This is a genomic window from Escherichia sp. E1V33 (assembly GCF_004211955.1).
GTDB lineage: Bacteria > Pseudomonadota > Gammaproteobacteria > Enterobacterales > Enterobacteriaceae > Escherichia.
The window spans coordinates 180,800-198,742 of record NZ_RHJI01000004.1 but is presented as its reverse complement, the minus strand read 5'-3'; the positions used below and the strand labels follow the sequence as shown (position 1 = coordinate 198,742).

Sequence of the window (17,943 nt, the reverse complement as noted above, 5' to 3'; positions counted from 1 at the left end):
GCTTTCCTCTTTCAGAGTCAAGTGCTTATTTTCACTTTTCTCTGTCGGAATTCTCAGGAGAATCCCGCTGACCCGGCGGCTTGCTTGCCGTTGTTCCGTGTCAGTGGTGGCGCATTATAGGGAGTTATTCTGAAGAGACAAGCGGAAAATATAAAAAATTTATCGTTCGCTCAATTCTTAAGCAAAACACCTTAAAAACGACCATTCCAGGCTGGAAATTAGACAAAAAACGAGCCCCGAAGGGCTCGTTTTCTTCTTTACTGGACTGCGACAATCCGATCTTCATTAACTTCCAGGCGAATCACTTTACCCGGAACCAATTCACCAGACAGTATTTGCTGTGCCAGCGGATTTTCGATCTGCTGCTGGATAGCACGTTTCAGAGGACGTGCACCATAGACCGGATCGTAACCGTTCTCGCTCAGCAGTTTCAGCGCCTCGTCAGAAATGTGGATTTCATAACCACGTTCTTCCAGACGTTTGTACAGACGTTTCAACTGAATCTGCGCAATCGACGCAATGTGCTGTTCACCCAGCGGATGGAAGACCACCACTTCATCGATACGGTTAATGAATTCCGGACGGAAGTTATGGCTTACCACACCGAGCACCAGCTCTTTCATGTGCGCATAATCCAGTTCGCCAAAACGTTCCTGAATCAAATCGGAACCGAGGTTAGAGGTCATAATGACCACCGTATTACGGAAGTCGACCGTTCTCCCCTGCCCGTCAGTCAGACGTCCATCATCCAGTACCTGCAACAGAATGTTGAAGACATCCGGATGCGCTTTTTCCACTTCATCCAGCAGGATGACGGAATACGGGCGACGACGCACCGCTTCGGTCAGGTAACCACCTTCTTCATAGCCCACATATCCCGGAGGCGCACCAACCAGACGAGACACCGAGTGTTTCTCCATAAACTCGGACATATCAATACGGACCATCGCCTCGTCGCTATCGAACATAAAGTTCGCCAGCGCCTTACAAAGTTCAGTTTTACCCACACCAGTCGGGCCGAGGAACAGGAATGAACCAATCGGGCGATTTGGATCCGCCAGCCCCGCACGGCTACGACGAATAGCGTTAGATACCGCATCAACCGCTTCGTTCTGACCAATAACGCGATGGTGCAGTTCTTGCTCCATACGCAGCAGTTTTTCACGCTCGCTTTCCATCATGCGTGAAACCGGAATCCCCGTCCAACGAGCCAGCACTTCCGCAATTTCGGCATCAGTCACTTTATTACGCAGCAGACGCATGGTTTTACCTTCGAGCTGCGTTGCGGCTTCCAGTTGTTTTTCCAGTTCCGGAATTTTGCCGTATTGCAGTTCAGACATCCGCGCAAGGTCACCCACACGGCGAGCTTGTTCAATAGCAATTTTCGCCTGTTCCAGTTCCGCTTTAATGGTCTGCGTACCAGAGAGCGATGCTTTCTCTGCTTTCCACTCTTCTTCTAACTCGGAATACTGACGTTCTTTGTCGCTCAGTTCTTCGTTGAGCATATCCAGGCGTTTTTTACTGGCTTCATCAGACTCTTTCATTAACGCCTGTTGTTCCAGTTTGAGCTGAATAATACGGCGATCGAGTCGGTCGAGTTCTTCCGGTTTTGAGTCAATCTGCATACGAATGCTGGATGCAGCTTCATCGATCAGGTCGATGGCTTTATCCGGCAACTGACGGTCAGCAATGTAGCGATGAGACAACGTCGCCGCTGCAACAATTGCCGGGTCAGTAATTTGCACATGGTGGTGCAGCTCGTAACGTTCTTTCAGGCCACGCAGAATAGCAATGGTGTCTTCCACTGTTGGCTCGGCAACAAACACTTTCTGGAAACGACGTTCCAGCGCAGCATCTTTTTCTATGTACTGGCGATATTCGTCAAGCGTCGTTGCACCCACGCAGTGCAGCTCACCACGCGCCAGTGCAGGTTTCAGCATGTTTCCGGCGTCCATTGCGCCATCGGCTTTACCCGCGCCGACCATGGTATGTAATTCGTCGATAAACAGGATGACGTTGCCTTCCTGTTTGGCAAGATCGTTAAGCACGCCTTTTAAACGTTCTTCAAACTCACCGCGATATTTCGCCCCGGCCACCAGCGCCCCCATATCCAGCGCCAGTACGCGGCGACCTTTCAGCCCTTCCGGTACTTCGCCATTGATAATACGCTGCGCCAGACCTTCAACGATGGCAGTCTTACCGACGCCTGGTTCACCAATCAGTACCGGGTTATTTTTAGTACGGCGTTGCAGAACCTGAATGGTACGGCGAATTTCTTCATCACGACCAATCACCGGATCGAGTTTGCCCTGTTCGGCACGTTCAGTAAGGTCGATGGTATATTTTTTCAAAGCCTGACGTTGGTCTTCAGCACCTTGATCGTTCACGCTTTCACCTCCGCGCATTTGTTCAATCGCTTGAGTAATGTTGGCGGTGGTCGCCCCTGCAGCTTTCAGGATGTCGGCCAGCGTGCCGCGAGACTCAAGTGCCGCCAGAACGAACAGTTCTGACGAGATAAAGTTATCACCACGTTTTTGCGCCAGCTTGTCGCAAAGATTAAGAACGCGCACCAGATCCTGTGATGGCTGGACATCGCCACCTGTACCTTCAACCTGTGGTAAACGGTTTAATGCCTGATTGATATCTGTGCGCAACTGGCCAGCATTGATGCCGGCAGAAGTTAATAAAGGACTAACCGACCCCCCTTCCTGATTCAGCAGGGCGCTCATTAAATGAAGTGGTTCGATGAATTGGTTGTCGTGCCCGAGTGCAAGTGATTGGGCATCGGCAAGAGCAAGCTGGAATTTATTAGTAAGACGATCCAGACGCATAACTCCTCCCATAACGGATCAAAGTTGCTACTGGAGATTAAATGAGGTCATCCCTCAATTATTCAAGGTTATTGACCAGATTAATGTGAAAAGAAAATCACGCGTACCGGATCGTCTTGATTCTTTAGGTTATATCAGCCAAATGAAACTTGCCATACGCCCCGTGGTCTTGTCGCGACGATAAGAGAAGAAAGTCTCATTTTCCGTATATGTACAACGGTCACCGCCGAAAATTTGTTCGACACCGACGTTCGCCAGACGCTGCCGGGCAAGGAGATAAATATCCGCCAGATATTTATCTCCTTGCTGAATGAAAGCTGCACTTGCTTTGGCGTCTACTGCCATAAACGCCTCGCGAACCTCCGCCCCCACTTCAAACGCGCGTGGACCGATTGCCGGCCCCAACCAGGCAAGAATATTTTCGGGCTTATCGGCAAAGCAGGAAACCGTCTCTTCCAGAACACCAGCGCACAGCCCGCGCCAGCCTGCATGGGCAGCAGCGACTTCCGTTCCCACGCGATTGCAAAATAGCACGGGCAAGCAATCGGCAGTCATTACGGCACAAACCGTGCCGGGCGTATTGCTATAAGAGGCATCTGCCCGTTTTGAGGCATAAGGTTCGCCAGTAAGCTTAAGCACATCTTTACCGTGTACCTGCTCAAGCCAGACTGGTTTTGAAGGCAAATTGCCCGCAGCAAAAAGTCGCTTGCGATTCTCCTCAACGTGCTCCGGGTTATCACCACAATGGGCACCCAGGTTGAGTGAGTCGTAAGGCGGCAAGCTCACGCCGCCGATACGGGTAGAGCTACAGGCCGCAACACCTTTTGGCAGCGGCCACTGCGGGACAATCAGCTTACTCATAACCAGTCCACTTCATCCTTATGCTCTTCAAAATCAGCGCGCATCACCTCAATCAGCTCCACCATATCTTGTGGAATGGGCGCATGCCATTCCATTTCGATACCGGAAATCGGGTGGTAAAGACGTAACATGGTTGCGTGAAGCGCCTGACGATCAAACTTACGCAGCGTGGAGATAAACGCTTCCGAAGCACCTTTTGGCGGACGCGGACGGCCACCATAAACCGGATCGCCCACCAGCGGATGGGTGATATGCGCCATATGCACGCGGATCTGGTGCGTACGTCCAGTTTCCAGACGCAGCCGCAGACGCGTGTGCACACGGAAGTGTTCCATAATGCGATAGTGGGTGACCGCCGGTTTGCCCATCGGATGCACAGCCATATGAGTACGTTTGGTCGGATGGCGACTGATTGGCTCGTCCACCGTGCCACCTGCTGTCATATGGCCAATTGCCACCGCTTCATACTCACGAGTAATTTCACGTCGTTGCAGAGATTCCACTAAACGCGTCTGGGCCGGAACGGTTTTTGCGACAACCATGAGGCCAGTGGTGTCTTTATCCAGACGATGGACAATTCCCGCACGCGGAACATCGGCAATAGGCGGATAGTAATGAAGCAACGCATTCAATACCGTGCCATCCGGGTTCCCCGCACCAGGATGTACCACCAGATCGCGCGGTTTATTAATGACAATAATGTCTTCATCTTCATAGACGATATCCAGCGGGATATCCTGCGGCTCAAAACGCGCTTCTTCTTCAATCTCAGCGTTGATGGCCACCTGCTCGCCACCTAATACTTTTTCTTTCGGCTTATCACAAACTTTGCCGTTAACCAGCACGCGCTGGTCCAGGATCCATTCTTTTATTCGCGAACGTGAATAATCCGGGAACATTTCGGCCAAAGCCTGATCTAAGCGTTGACCGAGTTGGTTTTCGGACACTGTTGCAGTGAGTTCTACTCGTTGTGCCATATATACTGCTTCTTCGTTTATCGTTGGGGTTTTACGGCTTTGCCGTTTAATATAGTGTGCTATTGTAGCTGGTCTTAACCGGGAGCAGGAACAGAGAATCTCCCGTAATACATTTTGAGGAAAGTCAAAACGTCATGACGCGCATGAAATATCTGGTGGCAGCCGCCACATTAAGCCTGTTTTTGGCGGGTTGCTCGGGTTCAAAGGAAGAAGTACCTGATAATCCGCCAAATGAAATTTACGCGACTGCGCAACAAAAGCTGCAGGACGGTAACTGGAGACAGGCAATAACGCAACTGGAAGCGTTAGATAATCGCTATCCGTTTGGTCCGTATTCGCAGCAGGTGCAGCTGGATCTCATCTACGCCTACTATAAAAACGCCGATCTGCCGTTAGCACAGGCTGCCATCGATCGTTTTATTCGCCTCAACCCGACCCATCCGAATATCGATTATGTCATGTACATGCGTGGCCTGACCAATATGGCGCTGGATGATAGCGCATTGCAAGGGTTCTTTGGCGTCGATCGTAGCGATCGCGATCCACAACATGCGCGCGATGCATTTAATGACTTTTCCAAACTGGTCCGCGGCTATCCAAACAGCCAGTACACCACTGATGCAACCAAACGTCTGGTGTTCCTGAAAGATCGTCTGGCGAAATATGAATACTCCGTGGCAGAGTACTACACCGAACGTGGCGCATGGGTTGCCGTCGTCAACCGCGTCGAAGGCATGCTGCGTGACTACCCGGATACCCAGGCTACGCGTGATGCGCTGCCGCTGATGGAAAATGCTTACCGCCAGATGCAGATGAACGCTCAGGCTGAAAAAGTCGCGAAAATTATTGCCGCTAACAGCAGCAACACATAACAGGTGTTATAAACGCAAAACGGCAGCCTTTGAGCTGCCGTTTTTTTATTCGATTCGAGCGCTAACTAAAGCGATTCAATCGCGATTGATCCTATCAAATATGGCTCGCTTTGAGACATTCCTCAAGTAAAAAAACACCTCTTCCTGCGATTTCTCACAAAAAAACTTCGTTGACAAAAAGTGACAAAATTATGAGATTTCCATCACACATTTTGACATCAGGAGCGGTATGCTGAGTTCACCAAGACGGGAAGACAAGAGGTAAAATTTATGACAATGAACATTACCAGCAAACAAATGGAAATTACTCCGGCTATCCGCCAACATGTCGAAGACCGTCTCGCCAAACTGGAAAAATGGCAAACTCATCTGATTAACCCACATATCATCCTGTCTAAGGAACCACAGGGATTCATCGCTGACGCCACTATCAACACACCTAACGGCGTTCTGGTTGCCAGTGCAAAACACGAAGATATGTACACCGCTATTAACGAATTGATCAACAAGCTGGAACGGCAGCTCAATAAACTGCAGCACAAAGGCGAAGCACGTCGTGCCGCAACATCGGTGAAAGACGCCAACTTCGTCGAAGAAGTTGAAGAAGAGTAGTCCTTTATATTGAGTGTATCGCCAACGCGCCTTCGGGCGCGTTTTTTGTTGACAGCATGAAAACAGTACGGGTACTGTACTGAAGTCGCTTAAGGAAACAAACATGAAACAAACGCCGTTTTTCTTCGCATTCTTTTTTACCTTCCCCTGAATGGGAGGCGTTTCGTCGTGTGAAACAGAATGCGAAGACGAACAACAAGGCCTCCCAAATCGGGAGGCCTTTTTTATTGATAACAAAAAAGGCAACACTATGACATCGGAAAATCCGTTACTGGCGCTGCGCGAGAAAATTAGCACGCTGGACGAAAAATTGCTGGCGTTACTGGCAGAGCGGCGCGGGCTGGCCGTTGAGGTGGGAAAAGCCAAACTGCTTTCACATCGCCCGGTGCGTGATATCGATCGTGAGCGCGATTTGCTGGAGAGATTAATTACGCTTGGTAAAACACACCATCTGGATGCCCACTACATTACTCGCCTATTCCAGCTCATCATTGAAGATTCCGTATTAACTCAGCAGGCTTTGCTCCAGCAACATCTCAATAAAATTAATCCGCACTCAGCACGCATTGCTTTTCTCGGCCCCAAAGGTTCTTATTCCCATCTTGCGGCGCGCCAGTACGCTGCCCGTCACTTTGAACAATTCATTGAAAGCGGCTGCGCCAAATTTGCCGAAATTTTTAATCAGGTGGAAACCGGCCAGGCCGACTATGCCGTCGTACCGATTGAAAATACCAGCTCCGGTGCCATAAACGACGTTTACGATCTGCTGCAACATACCAGCTTGTCGATTGTTGGCGAGATGACGTTAACTATCGACCATTGTTTACTGGTTTCCGGCACCACCGATTTATCAACTATCAACACGGTCTACAGCCACCCGCAGCCATTCCAGCAATGCAGTAAATTCCTTAACCGTTATCCGCACTGGAAGATTGAATATACCGAGAGTACGTCCGCGGCGATGGAAAAAGTCGCACAAGCAAAATCACCACATGTCGCTGCGCTGGGAAGCGAAGCTGGCGGTTCCTTGTATGGTTTACAGGTGTTGGAGCGCATTGAGGCGAATCAACGACAAAACTTCACCCGATTTGTCGTGCTGGCACGTAAAGCTATTAACGTGTCTGACCAGGTTCCGGCAAAAACTACGCTGTTAATGGCTACCGGGCAACAAGCTGGTGCTCTGGTCGAAGCGTTACTGGTGCTGCGTAACCACAATCTGATTATGACCCGTCTGGAATCACGCCCGATTCACGGTAATCCGTGGGAAGAGATGTTTTATCTGGATATTCAGGCCAATCTCGAATCAGTGGAAATGCAAAAAGCATTGAAAGAGTTAGGTGAAATCACCCGTTCGATGAAGGTATTGGGTTGTTACCCAAGCGAGAACGTAGTGCCTGTTGATCCAACCTGATGAAAAAGTGCCGGATGATGTGAATCATCCGGCACAGGATTATTACTGGCGGCTATCGTTAGCCTGACGCAATAACACGCGGCTTTCATTCTGAAAGCGTTGTGCGTAATCGCCGAACCAGTGCTCCACCTTGCGGAAACTGTCAATAAACGCCTGCTTATCGCCCTGCTCCAGCAACTCAATCGCCTCACCAAAACGCTTATAGTAACGTTTTATCAACGCCAGATTACGTTCTGAAGACATAATAATGTCGGCATAAAGCTGCGGATCCTGGGCAAACAGTCGCCCGACCATCGCCAGCTCCAGACGATATATGGGCGAAGAGAGTGCCAGAAGCTGCTCAAGCTGAACATTTTCTTCTGCCAGATGCAGGCCATAAGCAAAAGTGGCAAAGTGGCGCAACGCCTGGATAAACGCCATATTCTGATCATGTTCGACAGCACTAATGCGATGCAGTCGCGCGCCCCAGACCTGAATTTGTTCAAGAAACCATTGGTACGCTTCTGGCTGGCGTCCATCACACCAGACCACGACCTGCTTCGCCAGACTGCCGCTATCCGGGCCGAACATCGGGTGTAACCCCAGCACCGGGCCATCATGCGCCGCCAGCATGGCCTGTAACGGCCCATTTTTCACTGATGCCAGATCGACCAGAATACAGTCTTGCGGTAAACGCGGTAATTTGCCGATAACTTGTTCTGTAACATGAATCGGCACGCTGACAATTATCATACCGGCATCGGCAACAATCTCAGCCGCGCGATCCCAGTCATGTTGTTCAAGGATCCGCACCTGATAGCCAGAGAGCGTTAGCATCTTCTCGAACAAGCGCCCCATCTGCCCACCACCACCAACAATGACTACCGGACGTAGTGAAGGACAAAGCGTTTTAAACCCTTTGTCGTTTTCACTGGAGTAGGACTCACGCATTACCCGACGCAGAACATCTTCAATCAGATCTGGCGGCACGCCGAGGGCTTCCGCCTCTGCGCGCCGCGAGGCCAGCATAGATGCCTCACGCTCCGGAACATAAATAGGCAGTCCAAAGCGGCTTTTCACCTCACCGACTTCGGCAACCAGTTCCAGACGCTTCGCTAATAAATTCAGCAACTCTTTATCGACTTCATCAATTTGATCGCGTAATGCGGTCAATTCAGCAACCATAATAAACCTCTTAAGCCACGCGCGCCGTCAGTTGCCCGTTGAGATCATGATGGATCTCACGCAGCAAGGCATCAGTCATTTCCCAGCTAATGCAGGCATCGGTTACGGATACACCGTATTTCATTTCACTGCGCGGTTGCTCGGAAGACTGATTGCCTTCGTGGATATTACTTTCGATCATCAGACCAATAATTGAACGATTGCCATCTTTGATTTGAGCAACCACGGACTCTGCCACCGCAGGCTGACGGCGATAATCTTTATTGGAATTACCGTGGCTGCAATCTACCATCAGAGACGGGCGCAGTCCCGCTTGTTCCATCTCTTTTTCACATTGCGCAACATCCGCAGGACTATAGTTCGGCGCTTTACCACCGCGCAGGATCACATGTCCATCCGGATTCCCCTGAGTTTGTAGCAGCGCCACCTGCCCTGCCTGATTAATACCAACAAAACGATGCGGTTGTGCAGCGGCACGCATAGCATTGATTGCTGTCGCCAGACTGCCATCAGTGCCGTTTTTAAAACCAACCGGCATGGAAAGCCCGGATGCCATTTCACGGTGCGTTTGCGATTCCGTGGTACGAGCACCAATTGCCGACCAGCTAAACAGATCCCCCAAATATTGGGGGCTGTTTGGATCTAACGCTTCCGTCGCCAGCGGTAGCCCCATATTCACCAGCTCAAGCAACAATTTACGCGCAATCTGTAGCCCGGCTTCGACATCAAAGGAGCCATCCATATGTGGATCATTAATCAACCCTTTCCAGCCGACAGTGGTACGGGGTTTTTCAAAATAGACGCGCATCACCAGATAGAGGCTATCGCTGACCTCTTCGGCAAGGGCTTTAAATCGACGAGCATATTCCAGAGCAGTTTCAGGATCATGAATGGAACAAGGACCACACACCACCAGCAGACGAGGATCGCGCCCGGCGATGATATCTGAAATAGTTTTACGCGAATCGGCAATCTGGGCTTCTTGTTGCCGGCTTAATGGAAAAGCTGCCTTCAACTCTTCCGGGGTCATCAGAACCTGTTCGTCGGTAATGTGTACGTTGTTCAGCGCGTCTTTTTGCATGATGGCGATCCTGTTTATGCTCGTTTGCGATAGTTGATCCTCAGCGAGGATGACGCAACGATAACACAAAAAGTAAAGATTTCAATCCATATTTCGTAAACAATAGTTTACGACAGCAATTTTAATGCGTTTTTCTCGCCACAAAGCGTACAAATAAATTTACACACATAATAAAAACAATCCGCTATGCTTTGAAAAAGGAGAAAAAACAATGAAACACTTTATCGCCCCTTTGTTAGCCTTGATTATTAGCGGTTGTCAGATTGATCCCTATACTCACGCGCCAACCCTGACCAGCACTGACTGGTATGATGTTGGTATGGAAGATGCGATATCAGGCGTTGCCATAAAAAATGACGATGCTTTTACCGATTCACAGGCTGATCGGGGGATATATCTTAAAGGATATGCCGAAGGGCAAAAGAAAACCTGCCAAATCGATTTTACTTATGCCCGAGGGCTTTCCGGTAAAAGTTTCCCAGCCAGCTGCAACAATGTAGAAAATGCCAGCCAATTGCATGAAGTATGGCAAAAAGGCGCGGATGAAAATGCCCGCACGATGAGACTTAATTAATTTAAATCCCACAATAAAATTACTCATGAGATTTAACTTATTGGATTTTTAATTCTCTTATGGATGACGACCACACAAAATAATGATATTTTAATGAACATTCTGAAAAATTTTCGATGCATTTCGAGCGAAGATGGTGAGGATCCCTGAATGCGCTTTTCTCACCTACTGTTATTACTGCTGCTATTCCTTCTGGCAGGCGCACCAATACTCGCTCAGGAAACCACTGACGTTGCGAAAAATGTGCGTTTAATGGTTTCCGGTATCGTAAGCTACACTCGCTGGCCGACGGTATCTGGCCCGCCGAGACTATGTATTTTTTCATCTTCACGCTTTAGCACCGCCCTGCAAGAGAATGGCGCGACGCCTTTGCCTTATCTACCTGTCATCGTTAACAACAAACAAGAGGCGATGATTTCAGGCTGCAATGGTTTTTATTTTGGCAGCGAGTCACCGACATTCCAGACAGAATTAATCGAACAATATCCGTCTAAGGCGTTATTATTAATTGCCGAACAAAATACCGAGTGCATTATTGGCAGCGCATTTTGTCTGGTCATCAACAATAATAACGTTAGGTTTGCCGTAAACCTGGATGCCTTATCGCGGAGTGGTGTTAAGGTCAACCCGGATGTCTTAATGCTCGCACGGAAGAAAAAAGATGGATAACGATAATTCTCTTCATAAGCGCCCCACGTTTAAAAGAGCATTACGCAACATCAGCATGACCAGCATATTTATCACTATGACGCTGATCTGGTTGCTGCTTTCCGTGACGTCAGTGCTAACCCTGAAACAATACGCGCAAAAAAACCTGGCGCTAACCGCTGCAACAATGACTTACAGCCTGGAAGCTGCGGTCGTTTTTGCCGATGGTCCCGCAGCGACAGAAACTCTGGCCGCACTAGGTCAGCAAGGCCAATTTTCAACCGCTGAAGTGCGTGATAATCAGCAAAACATTATTGCTTCCTGGCACTACACTGCCAGAGAACCAGGAGATACCTTCAGTAATTTCATTAGCCGCTGGCTCTTTCCTGCCCCCGTAATTCAGCCGATTCGCCATAATGGTGAAACCATTGGCGAAGTGCAGTTAACCGCACGCGACAGCTCAATTAGCCATTTTATCTGGTTTTCGCTCGCTGTCCTGACCGCATGCATTCTGCTGGCATCAGGCATCGCAATTACCCTCACCCGCCATTTGCACAATGGTCTGGTTGAAGCGTTAAAAAACATCACCGATGTCGTACATGATGTGCGTTCCAACCGCAATTTTTCCCGACGAGTTTCGGAAGAACGTATCGCAGAGTTTCACCGCTTCGCTCTCGACTTCAACAGTCTGCTGGATGAAATGGAAGAGTGGCAACTTCGTTTGCAGGCCAAGAATGCGCAGCTTCTACGTACCGCGCTACATGACCCATTAACCGGGCTGGCTAACCGTGCAGCGTTTCGTAGCGGCATCAACACGTTGATGAACAGTTCTGACGCCCGAAAAACGTCGGCATTACTGTTTCTTGATGGCGATAATTTCAAATATATCAATGATACCTGGGGTCATGCGACGGGAGATCAGGTCTTGATTGAAGTGGCAAAACGATTAGCTGCGTTTGGCGGGCTGCGACATCAGGCATACCGCATAGGCGGCGATGAATTCGCTATGGTCCTCTATGGCGTGCAGTCGGAATCTGAAGTGCAGCGAATTTGTACGGCACTAACGCAAATTTTTAATCGCCCATTCGATCTTAATAATGGCCATCAAACCACGATGACATTAAGCATTGGTTACGCTATGACCATTGAGCACGCCTCCGCCGAAAAATTACAAGAGCTGGCCGACCATAATATGTATCAGGCCAAACACCAGCGCGCCAAAAAGCTGGTGAAATAACAAGGAAATATCTACATGATAAAGCAACTTATAGTCCCCCTGGTGTTCTCTTCACTGATACTGACTGGCTGCCAGTCACCACAAGGGAAGTTTACTCCAGAACAAATCGCCGCTATGCAGTCTTATGGTTTTACTGAATCCGCTGGCGACTGGTCGCTGGGCTTATCTGATACCATTCTGTTTGCTAAAAATGACTACAAACTGCTCCCGGAAAGTCAGCAACAGATCCAGACCATGGCCGCAAAACTGACCTCCACAGGCTTAACCCATGCCCGAATGGATGGACATACCGACAATTACGGCGAAGACAGTTACAACGAAGCTTTATCGCTGAAGCGGGCAAATGTCGTCGCCGATGCGTGGGCAGAAGGTGGACAAATTCCTCGCAGCAATCTCACCACTCAGGGCTTAGGGAAAAAATACCCCATCGCCAGTAACAAGACCGCACAGGGTCGCGCCGAGAACCGTCGCGTCGCTGTGGTGATTAGTACACCGTAAACGCAATTTTGATAGATAAAAAAAGGGCCAGCCAATCGGCCAGCCCTTCTTAACAGGATGTCGCTTAAGCGAAATCTTAGTTAAGACGCTCCTATTAACACCCCATAACAAACAAACACTTACCATATAAAACAATTAGTTAATGCAATTTTTAATGCAGTGAATTGCAGCGTTACGCAACCTCTGCCGCCACGTTGTCGCCAATACACAGTGACAACGGATTCAAGGTGACAGCTTGTTCAAGATGGTCAGGAGCAAAGTGCGCATACTTCATTGTTTCACGAATATTTGCGTGACCGAGTATCTTCTGGAGTACAAGGATATTGCCGCCATTCATCATAAAATGCGCACCAAAGGTGTGACGTAAAACGTGCGTTTTCTGCCCTTCAGTCAATTCAATGTTTGTAAGTTTGAGCATCTTCTTAAAGTCCTGATAGCAGGGCTTGAACATTCTACCCTGACGTTCGGACAACTCGTCATACAGCCATTTAGGAATCGGAACCGTGCGATTCTTCTTACCTTTGGTTTTGGTGAAAGTCAGCTTGCAGGGGGAAAGTTGGGGACGTGTAAGTCTCTCAGCTTCTCCCCATCGTGCACCGGTAGCCAGGCACACCTTAACAATCATAGTAAGATTTTCTTTGCCATATTGTTCACAGGCTCGGAACAGCTCCGGGAGCTGAGACAAAGTTAGCCAGGACATTTCCTTCTCAGCTTCTTTGAACACCCGGATCCCATCTAGCGGATTAGGTAAGCTCCACTCCCCTAAACGTTTTAGCTCATTAAACACCGCTTCAAGATACTGCTGCTCACGATTGACGGTTATCGGCTTAGCGACCCATTTCGCCGGGTCTTTATGGTATCCATTATCTATCTCGCCACGCAGACGGCGATCACGGTAATGCGCCCAGTCTTTAGCCGTAAGTCGGGATGCAATCGGGTCACCCAAACCGTTACACACGATTTGAAGTTTTGCCAGCCGTGACTTACTGGCGACTAACGCCTGCCCGTGCAAATTATGCCAAAGCTGGATAATCTCACTTAAGCGCCTGCGGTCTTCTTTCTTACCGAGCCACGGCTTTTCATCGCTTTCGTTTTTTGTAAATGACTCGAATGCCTCGGCCTCACCTTTGGTATTGAATTGCCGACGGATACGCCGCCCTTCTCGACCATTTGGATAGAGCTCACATAACCATTTGCCACTTTTTTGTTTACTTACAGTCATTGCGACACCGAGGCTAAAAGAGAGTTAATTACAAAGGGCTGTAGCAGCATCAATCAACGGTGAAATTGAAATTTTAACACCGTCAATCTCAGGGTCATCTTTCCATACGTCATCTAAATTAGATCCTTCCATCTTTCCTGATTTAACAGCATCTACTGCCATACCATTCAGTGGATATCTATCATCAGTTTTGATGTCATACACAAAAGCATAAGCACGGTTAACACACGCTACTTTTGCCTTTTCAAAGGTTAGAGGCCACTGGTCGCCATATGCAGCCCCGTCTATCTCTTTGCTCTTCTCTGCAGCAGCGACACTAAATGAAAGAGTAAAAAGTAGAGTTAAAATAAGTTTACGCTTCATAAATTCCCTTACCGAGGCTAATATTTTTACTGAATGTTCTTTGTCGTGGCTAAGTGGGTATTAGAGCTAATAGTCACTTTGGATTGTTCCGGTTGCTCTTGACCAGCTTTATCGCAAGTAGCTCTCGGATTCTCAAGCGTATACCCCATGAAACTAAATTTATTGAGGATTTGAACCGCTTTAGTAGTTTTTAGGTATGCCGTATTTTCTTTATGTAGCCATACTGGATAGCAAACACCATATACAGCAGTATCATAAATTTCAGGTGTGACCGTTGGCGTATCCAGAACAACAGTAATCACACCCTTACTATCTTTTATCGATAAAGGCTGCATATCATTCAACGACTTTTTAAGCACAGACAAATTGGATGGCTGAGCATGTACAGCAAAAGAAGTGAGTAACACAAGAGCAAAAATTGAACGTTTCATAAGTTCCCTTATATATGTTTTTCCAAAGTAAAAATTACAGCACCAAAAGGGGTAATGTCTGAAATATTACATTCAAACTCAGCAGATTTATTTGATAGCCTGACTTTTCCGCCGGGTAGTCGAACTACATCAAAAACATCAAAAGCGCCATCGATATCAATTAACCAGCGGCCATTACCTATATTCGAAGCAGAACAGTCGACAAGCCAGGAAGCACCAGCACCGTCAACAAAAATCAACTCCTCAGAGTTAGACGGAATCATTGAAGGGTCAGGTTGCCAACTTCCTGCATCTTTGAGCTCACCAGACTCAAGGCGAGATTTTTTTATTGTCAGAACGTCGGGATAGCAGACCTCTTTGCTTTGTCTCATTTTCCCCTTGCCGGTAGCTAACCACTCCAGCGATACGCCAGTATCAAGGGCGCACGTAACAACAACATCACCGGGGAAGAAATCTCTCCTGATCCAGGTACTGATAGTACCAGAGGAAATATCAAGCAAATCACCAAGCTCTTTTTGCATTGTAAAACCATACGCATCAAGGATACGCCTCAATACAGGTTTTCCACCGCTCGTTAAAATCTCGTCATAAAGTAACTTCCCTTTCAACGCCGGTGCATCTTGCAAATTCAAACTGGAGATTGTTCCAGTCAGCAACCAATTTAGATCGGCACCAGTATCTAATGAGCACTGAATTATCGCTTTTCCGGGAAAGCTATTCCGCTGAACCCACGTACTGACACTATTTGACGGGACGCCAAGCACCTCAGCCAAAGCCTTTTGCGTGCTGACACCATAGGCCGAACTTATCCGCTCAATCACATCTTGCGTATTCAAATCTTCATCATTCATTTATCAATCACTCAAAATCGATTTACACGAACTCATTTTCGATCTAAAGTGGCATTCATCGACCAAGATGCACACCACTGCACCACATTTCAAACAACAGGAGATAATGCGATATGTCAGATGCAAAATCAATCTCGACACATGATTCGCAAAACTCACAAAATCAAACTGTGCTGTTAGATCCGGCTCAGTTTGATGCCATCGTTACCGCTATGCTGCCAGCTCTGCAGACAATGATCCGCTCCGCTATGTCAGACACAATGACAGTGAAAGACTTTGCCGCCACTCGCGGTGTAAGCGAGCGTCTGGTCTGGCAATGGCTTGATGAGGGAATCCTCCTCAAAGCTCCAACAAAAGACTTTTCCAACAAGGAAGAGGCTGGAAAACGAAGCCGCACCCTCGTAAACGTGAAAGCATGGCGCGACAAACTAACCCAGCAAGCGATTGATTGTCGCTACATCGATCACCGCATCGCTCTTAACTGAATTTGATTATGCAAGTTAGAGGGAATTTAACCATGTTTGATTTTCAGATTTCTAAACATCCTCACTATGACGAAGCGTGCCGGGCTTTTGCGCAGCGTCACAACATGGCGAAGCTGGCCGAGCGTGCGGGTATGAACGTTCAAACGTTACGTAATAAGCTCAACCCGGAACAGCCTCACCAATTCACACCGCCTGAATTGTGGCTGCTGACTGACCTGACCGAAGACTCAACCCTCGTTGATGGCTTTCTGGCGCAGATACATTGTCTGCCATGCGTGCCAGTTAATGAGCTGGCTAAAGAGAAATTGCAGTCTTATGTGATGCGCGCAATGAGTGAACTCGGCGAACTGGCGAGCGGTGCGGTATCAAATGAACGTATGACCTCTGACCGCAAACACAACATGGTTGAGAGTGTTAATGCAGGCATCCGCATGTTGTCTCTGTCGGCGCTGGCGTTACAGGCGCGTCTACAGGCTAACCCGGCAATGTCGAGCGTGGTTGATACCATGACCGGCATCGGCGCAACATTTGGTTTGGTATGAGGTGTTTATGCTGAAAAATAAACCCTCATTCGCATCTCTGCTCGTTAAGCAAAGTCCAGGTATGCATTACGGTCACGGCTGGATCGCAGGTAAAGATGGTAAGCGCTGGCACCCGTGCCGCTCTCAGTCCGAATTATTAAAAGGGCTGAAATCTAAGCAGTCGAAGTCGTCAGGCTTTTTAATTATTCGTATTGTCCACTTTATTATTAAAGGGATTAAGCATGTCACGTGATGAATTAAGAATTGTTTTAGGAGCCATGATTCCGAATATGGAAGACGGTTTTGAAATTAAAACCCGCGATGGTGCAATACTTCGCGTTGACCCTGAGTGGGAGTGCTGCAAAGAGTTTAAGGATGGCCTGAAAGCTGAGATTATCAGCCAGTTAAAAAGTAAACCTGCCGTTGTATTTGGCTATAGCTAATTAATCACAATTAATTATCTGGCGTAAACCCGTCGGGCATTTTATTGCCCGAAATCAGGAGAGTTAGTTATGCGTAATACCGAACTCCGTAGTTTTAATACTGATAGTGACACGCTGGCCGTGCTGCTGACAGATGCCAAAAAAGAAGAACGCAAAGACCGCGCACTCGCCGTTTCAATCCGTCTTGAGGCGCTGGCTATCCATATCACTAAAGAGGGCATGAACGGCACCGAAGCCGCTGAATTGCTGCGACGTGAAGCCAACCGCTACGAAAACGAATCACAGGAGCTGCACTAATGGCCGACGCAATGGATTTAGCACAACTGCGCGAGCAGGAAGACCGCGAACGCCACATCAGCAACGCGCGCTGCCGTATTGCAGCGACCTCTCCTTTCCTATGCGAAGAATGTGACGCACCAATCCAGGAAGCCCGCCGTGCGGCAATTCAGGGGGTGGCATTTTGCGTGACTTGTCAGCAAATCGCCGAGCTCAAATCAAAACACTACAGGGGCGTGTAAATGAGTTTTCGAATCGAAATAGGTGACAAATGGATTATTACTAGCGACCAGTATCAATTTATCCTTAATGAAAAGAAAGTCGCTCAATCCGGGAAAAAATCTGGCGAGGAATGGCTTGATGCCATCGGATATTACCCAAAAATTGAACAACTTATTTCAGGATTAATTCACCGTCATATTCAGAATTCGACCATAACTTCACTTAAAGAGATGGTCGTAGAAATAGAAAAAATAGGCGTATTATTCGCCAATGCTATTGAGAAAATGCTCGGTCAATATACTCCTGACTTAAAAATACTGAGTCGTAATCTTTCAGACCCATTCCGTAATCCGAGGCATCTAC

The 17,943-nt window shown here is 48.2% G+C and carries 23 protein-coding genes, 1 pseudogene and 1 other annotated feature; of the genes and pseudogenes, 15 read left to right on the top strand and 9 right to left on the bottom strand.

Going from position 1 to position 17,943, the window contains the following annotated elements; all coding sequences use genetic code 11:
* Nucleotides 1–257 precede the first annotated feature (257 nt).
* From clpB to rluD, 3 genes are all read right to left on the bottom strand, one after another.
* Nucleotides 258–2,831 (bottom strand): ATP-dependent chaperone ClpB, encoded by a 2,574-nt coding sequence (gene clpB / locus D9742_RS04495; protein ID WP_002431841.1) that lies wholly within the window; start codon nt 2,829–2,831, stop codon nt 258–260.
* Nucleotides 2,832–2,960: 129 nt separating this feature from the next.
* Entirely contained in the window at nt 2,961–3,692 is a 732-nt protein-coding gene (gene yfiH / locus D9742_RS04490; protein ID WP_130236117.1) for a purine nucleoside phosphorylase YfiH, read from the bottom strand.
* On the bottom strand, nt 3,689–4,669 hold the full coding sequence (rluD, locus tag D9742_RS04485; protein ID WP_059272167.1) for a 23S rRNA pseudouridine(1911/1915/1917) synthase RluD: 981 nt from the start codon (nt 4,667–4,669) through the stop codon (nt 3,689–3,691). The genes yfiH and rluD overlap by 4 nt, the downstream gene beginning before the upstream one ends.
* Before the next feature lie 134 nt (nt 4,670–4,803).
* Here rluD and bamD point away from each other — a divergent pair, with 134 nt between their 5' ends.
* From bamD to pheA, 4 genes are all read left to right on the top strand, one after another.
* Nucleotides 4,804–5,541, top strand: coding sequence for an outer membrane protein assembly factor BamD (gene bamD, locus D9742_RS04480; RefSeq protein WP_059272168.1), 738 nt, complete (start codon nt 4,804–4,806; stop codon nt 5,539–5,541).
* 270 nt (nt 5,542–5,811) lie between these two features.
* Nucleotides 5,812–6,153, top strand: coding sequence for a ribosome-associated translation inhibitor RaiA (raiA, locus tag D9742_RS04475; RefSeq protein ID WP_059272170.1), 342 nt, complete (start codon nt 5,812–5,814; stop codon nt 6,151–6,153).
* Between the two features lie 102 nt (nt 6,154–6,255).
* Nucleotides 6,256–6,381, top strand: a sequence feature (Phe leader region).
* Entirely contained in the window at nt 6,257–6,304 is a 48-nt protein-coding gene (gene pheL / locus D9742_RS04470; RefSeq protein ID WP_100229775.1) for a pheA operon leader peptide PheL, read from the top strand. Its footprint overlaps the feature before it by 48 nt.
* A gap of 22 nt (nt 6,382–6,403) precedes the next feature.
* The gene (gene pheA, locus D9742_RS04465; protein ID WP_130236116.1) at nt 6,404–7,564 is read left to right on the top strand and encodes a bifunctional chorismate mutase/prephenate dehydratase; all 1,161 of its coding nucleotides are present in this window, start codon (nt 6,404–6,406) and stop codon (nt 7,562–7,564) included.
* A 42-nt stretch (nt 7,565–7,606) separates the two neighbouring features.
* Here pheA and tyrA read toward each other — a convergent pair whose 3' ends face one another.
* Both tyrA and aroF read right to left on the bottom strand, forming a co-directional pair.
* The gene (gene tyrA / locus D9742_RS04460) at nt 7,607–8,728 is read right to left on the bottom strand and encodes a bifunctional chorismate mutase/prephenate dehydrogenase (RefSeq protein ID WP_130236115.1); all 1,122 of its coding nucleotides are present in this window, start codon (nt 8,726–8,728) and stop codon (nt 7,607–7,609) included.
* Nucleotides 8,729–8,738: 10 nt separating this feature from the next.
* Nucleotides 8,739–9,809 (bottom strand): 3-deoxy-7-phosphoheptulonate synthase AroF, encoded by a 1,071-nt coding sequence (gene aroF / locus D9742_RS04455; protein WP_130236114.1) that lies wholly within the window; start codon nt 9,807–9,809, stop codon nt 8,739–8,741.
* 211 nt (nt 9,810–10,020) lie between these two features.
* On the opposite strand from aroF, the gene D9742_RS04450 reads away from it, so the two are divergent.
* From D9742_RS04450 to D9742_RS04435, 4 genes are all read left to right on the top strand, one after another.
* Nucleotides 10,021–10,383 (top strand): DUF2799 domain-containing protein, encoded by a 363-nt coding sequence (locus D9742_RS04450; RefSeq protein ID WP_130236113.1) that lies wholly within the window; start codon nt 10,021–10,023, stop codon nt 10,381–10,383.
* A 150-nt stretch (nt 10,384–10,533) separates the two neighbouring features.
* Complete coding sequence (locus tag D9742_RS04445; protein WP_130236112.1) at nt 10,534–11,052, top strand: YfiR family protein; 519 nt, start codon at nt 10,534–10,536, stop codon at nt 11,050–11,052.
* Nucleotides 11,045–12,268, top strand: a complete 1,224-nt coding sequence (dgcN, locus tag D9742_RS04440; RefSeq protein ID WP_130236111.1) for a diguanylate cyclase DgcN — start codon at nt 11,045–11,047, stop codon at nt 12,266–12,268. Before D9742_RS04445 ends, dgcN begins: the two co-directional genes overlap by 8 nt.
* Nucleotides 12,269–12,283: 15 nt before the next feature.
* Nucleotides 12,284–12,766 carry an OmpA family protein gene (locus D9742_RS04435; RefSeq protein ID WP_044865867.1) on the top strand — a complete coding sequence of 161 codons (483 nt, stop codon included), beginning with the start codon at nt 12,284–12,286 and terminating at the stop codon, nt 12,764–12,766.
* Between the two features lie 172 nt (nt 12,767–12,938).
* On the opposite strand, the gene D9742_RS04430 is transcribed toward D9742_RS04435, so the two are convergent.
* The 4 genes from D9742_RS04430 to D9742_RS04415 are packed head-to-tail and all read right to left on the bottom strand — an operon-like array spanning nt 12,939 to nt 15,633.
* Nucleotides 12,939–13,988: a site-specific integrase gene (locus D9742_RS04430; protein WP_130236110.1), complete on the bottom strand. Its 1,050-nt coding sequence runs from the start codon at nt 13,986–13,988 to the stop codon at nt 12,939–12,941.
* 24 nt (nt 13,989–14,012) lie between these two features.
* Entirely contained in the window at nt 14,013–14,351 is a 339-nt protein-coding gene (locus tag D9742_RS04425; protein WP_130236109.1) for a DUF2511 domain-containing protein, read from the bottom strand.
* A 26-nt stretch (nt 14,352–14,377) separates the two neighbouring features.
* Nucleotides 14,378–14,782 carry a hypothetical protein gene (locus D9742_RS04420; protein WP_130236108.1) on the bottom strand — a complete coding sequence of 135 codons (405 nt, stop codon included), beginning with the start codon at nt 14,780–14,782 and terminating at the stop codon, nt 14,378–14,380.
* An 8-nt stretch (nt 14,783–14,790) separates the two neighbouring features.
* On the bottom strand, nt 14,791–15,633 hold the full coding sequence (locus tag D9742_RS04415) for a phage repressor protein CI (protein WP_130236107.1): 843 nt from the start codon (nt 15,631–15,633) through the stop codon (nt 14,791–14,793).
* 113 nt (nt 15,634–15,746) lie between these two features.
* Here D9742_RS04415 and D9742_RS04410 point away from each other — a divergent pair, with 113 nt between their 5' ends.
* From D9742_RS04410 to D9742_RS23335, 7 genes and pseudogenes are all read left to right on the top strand, one after another.
* On the top strand, nt 15,747–16,118 hold the full coding sequence (locus D9742_RS04410; RefSeq protein WP_001407047.1) for a hypothetical protein: 372 nt from the start codon (nt 15,747–15,749) through the stop codon (nt 16,116–16,118).
* 32 nt (nt 16,119–16,150) lie between these two features.
* A complete protein-coding gene (locus D9742_RS04405; protein ID WP_130236106.1) occupies nt 16,151–16,660 on the top strand; it encodes a phage regulatory CII family protein in 510 nt (169 codons plus the stop codon).
* Nucleotides 16,661–16,667: 7 nt separating this feature from the next.
* Nucleotides 16,668–16,892, top strand: coding sequence for a phage filamentation protein Fil family protein (locus D9742_RS04400; protein WP_130236105.1), 225 nt, complete (start codon nt 16,668–16,670; stop codon nt 16,890–16,892).
* Nucleotides 16,882–17,082 (top strand): hypothetical protein, encoded by a 201-nt coding sequence (locus tag D9742_RS04395; protein WP_000085637.1) that lies wholly within the window; start codon nt 16,882–16,884, stop codon nt 17,080–17,082. The genes D9742_RS04400 and D9742_RS04395 overlap by 11 nt, the downstream gene beginning before the upstream one ends.
* Nucleotides 17,083–17,151: 69 nt before the next feature.
* Nucleotides 17,152–17,379 carry a DUF2732 domain-containing protein gene (locus tag D9742_RS04390; RefSeq protein WP_130236104.1) on the top strand — a complete coding sequence of 76 codons (228 nt, stop codon included), beginning with the start codon at nt 17,152–17,154 and terminating at the stop codon, nt 17,377–17,379.
* Nucleotides 17,379–17,600 (top strand): TraR/DksA family transcriptional regulator, encoded by a 222-nt coding sequence (locus D9742_RS04385; RefSeq protein ID WP_130236103.1) that lies wholly within the window; start codon nt 17,379–17,381, stop codon nt 17,598–17,600. The genes D9742_RS04390 and D9742_RS04385 overlap by 1 nt, the downstream gene beginning before the upstream one ends.
* Nucleotides 17,601–17,861 (top strand): annotated as a pseudogene (locus D9742_RS23335) (DUF5405 family protein); the annotation flags it as partial. It lies immediately after the preceding gene.
* Between the last annotated feature and the right edge of the window lie 82 nt (nt 17,862–17,943).

What these genes read in the sequence shown, in the direction of transcription:
- clpB (WP_002431841.1), bottom strand. Translation starts at nt 2,831, where the DNA reads ATGCGTCTGGATCGTCTTACTAATAAATTCCAGCTTGCTCTTGCCGAT.
- yfiH (WP_130236117.1), bottom strand. Translation starts at nt 3,692, where the DNA reads ATGAGTAAGCTGATTGTCCCGCAGTGGCCGCTGCCAAAAGGTGTTGCG.
- rluD (WP_059272167.1), bottom strand. Translation starts at nt 4,669, where the DNA reads ATGGCACAACGAGTAGAACTCACTGCAACAGTGTCCGAAAACCAACTC.
- bamD (WP_059272168.1), top strand. Translation starts at nt 4,804, where the DNA reads ATGACGCGCATGAAATATCTGGTGGCAGCCGCCACATTAAGCCTGTTT.
- raiA (WP_059272170.1), top strand. Translation starts at nt 5,812, where the DNA reads ATGACAATGAACATTACCAGCAAACAAATGGAAATTACTCCGGCTATC.
- pheA (WP_130236116.1), top strand. Translation starts at nt 6,404, where the DNA reads ATGACATCGGAAAATCCGTTACTGGCGCTGCGCGAGAAAATTAGCACG.
- tyrA (WP_130236115.1), bottom strand. Translation starts at nt 8,728, where the DNA reads ATGGTTGCTGAATTGACCGCATTACGCGATCAAATTGATGAAGTCGAT.
- aroF (WP_130236114.1), bottom strand. Translation starts at nt 9,809, where the DNA reads ATGCAAAAAGACGCGCTGAACAACGTACACATTACCGACGAACAGGTT.
- D9742_RS04450 (WP_130236113.1), top strand. Translation starts at nt 10,021, where the DNA reads ATGAAACACTTTATCGCCCCTTTGTTAGCCTTGATTATTAGCGGTTGT.
- D9742_RS04445 (WP_130236112.1), top strand. Translation starts at nt 10,534, where the DNA reads ATGCGCTTTTCTCACCTACTGTTATTACTGCTGCTATTCCTTCTGGCA.
- dgcN (WP_130236111.1), top strand. Translation starts at nt 11,045, where the DNA reads ATGGATAACGATAATTCTCTTCATAAGCGCCCCACGTTTAAAAGAGCA.
- D9742_RS04435 (WP_044865867.1), top strand. Translation starts at nt 12,284, where the DNA reads ATGATAAAGCAACTTATAGTCCCCCTGGTGTTCTCTTCACTGATACTG.
- D9742_RS04430 (WP_130236110.1), bottom strand. Translation starts at nt 13,988, where the DNA reads ATGACTGTAAGTAAACAAAAAAGTGGCAAATGGTTATGTGAGCTCTAT.
- D9742_RS04425 (WP_130236109.1), bottom strand. Translation starts at nt 14,351, where the DNA reads ATGAAGCGTAAACTTATTTTAACTCTACTTTTTACTCTTTCATTTAGT.
- D9742_RS04420 (WP_130236108.1), bottom strand. Translation starts at nt 14,782, where the DNA reads ATGAAACGTTCAATTTTTGCTCTTGTGTTACTCACTTCTTTTGCTGTA.
- D9742_RS04415 (WP_130236107.1), bottom strand. Translation starts at nt 15,633, where the DNA reads ATGAATGATGAAGATTTGAATACGCAAGATGTGATTGAGCGGATAAGT.
- D9742_RS04410 (WP_001407047.1), top strand. Translation starts at nt 15,747, where the DNA reads ATGTCAGATGCAAAATCAATCTCGACACATGATTCGCAAAACTCACAA.
- D9742_RS04405 (WP_130236106.1), top strand. Translation starts at nt 16,151, where the DNA reads ATGTTTGATTTTCAGATTTCTAAACATCCTCACTATGACGAAGCGTGC.
- D9742_RS04400 (WP_130236105.1), top strand. Translation starts at nt 16,668, where the DNA reads ATGCTGAAAAATAAACCCTCATTCGCATCTCTGCTCGTTAAGCAAAGT.
- D9742_RS04395 (WP_000085637.1), top strand. Translation starts at nt 16,882, where the DNA reads ATGTCACGTGATGAATTAAGAATTGTTTTAGGAGCCATGATTCCGAAT.
- D9742_RS04390 (WP_130236104.1), top strand. Translation starts at nt 17,152, where the DNA reads ATGCGTAATACCGAACTCCGTAGTTTTAATACTGATAGTGACACGCTG.
- D9742_RS04385 (WP_130236103.1), top strand. Translation starts at nt 17,379, where the DNA reads ATGGCCGACGCAATGGATTTAGCACAACTGCGCGAGCAGGAAGACCGC.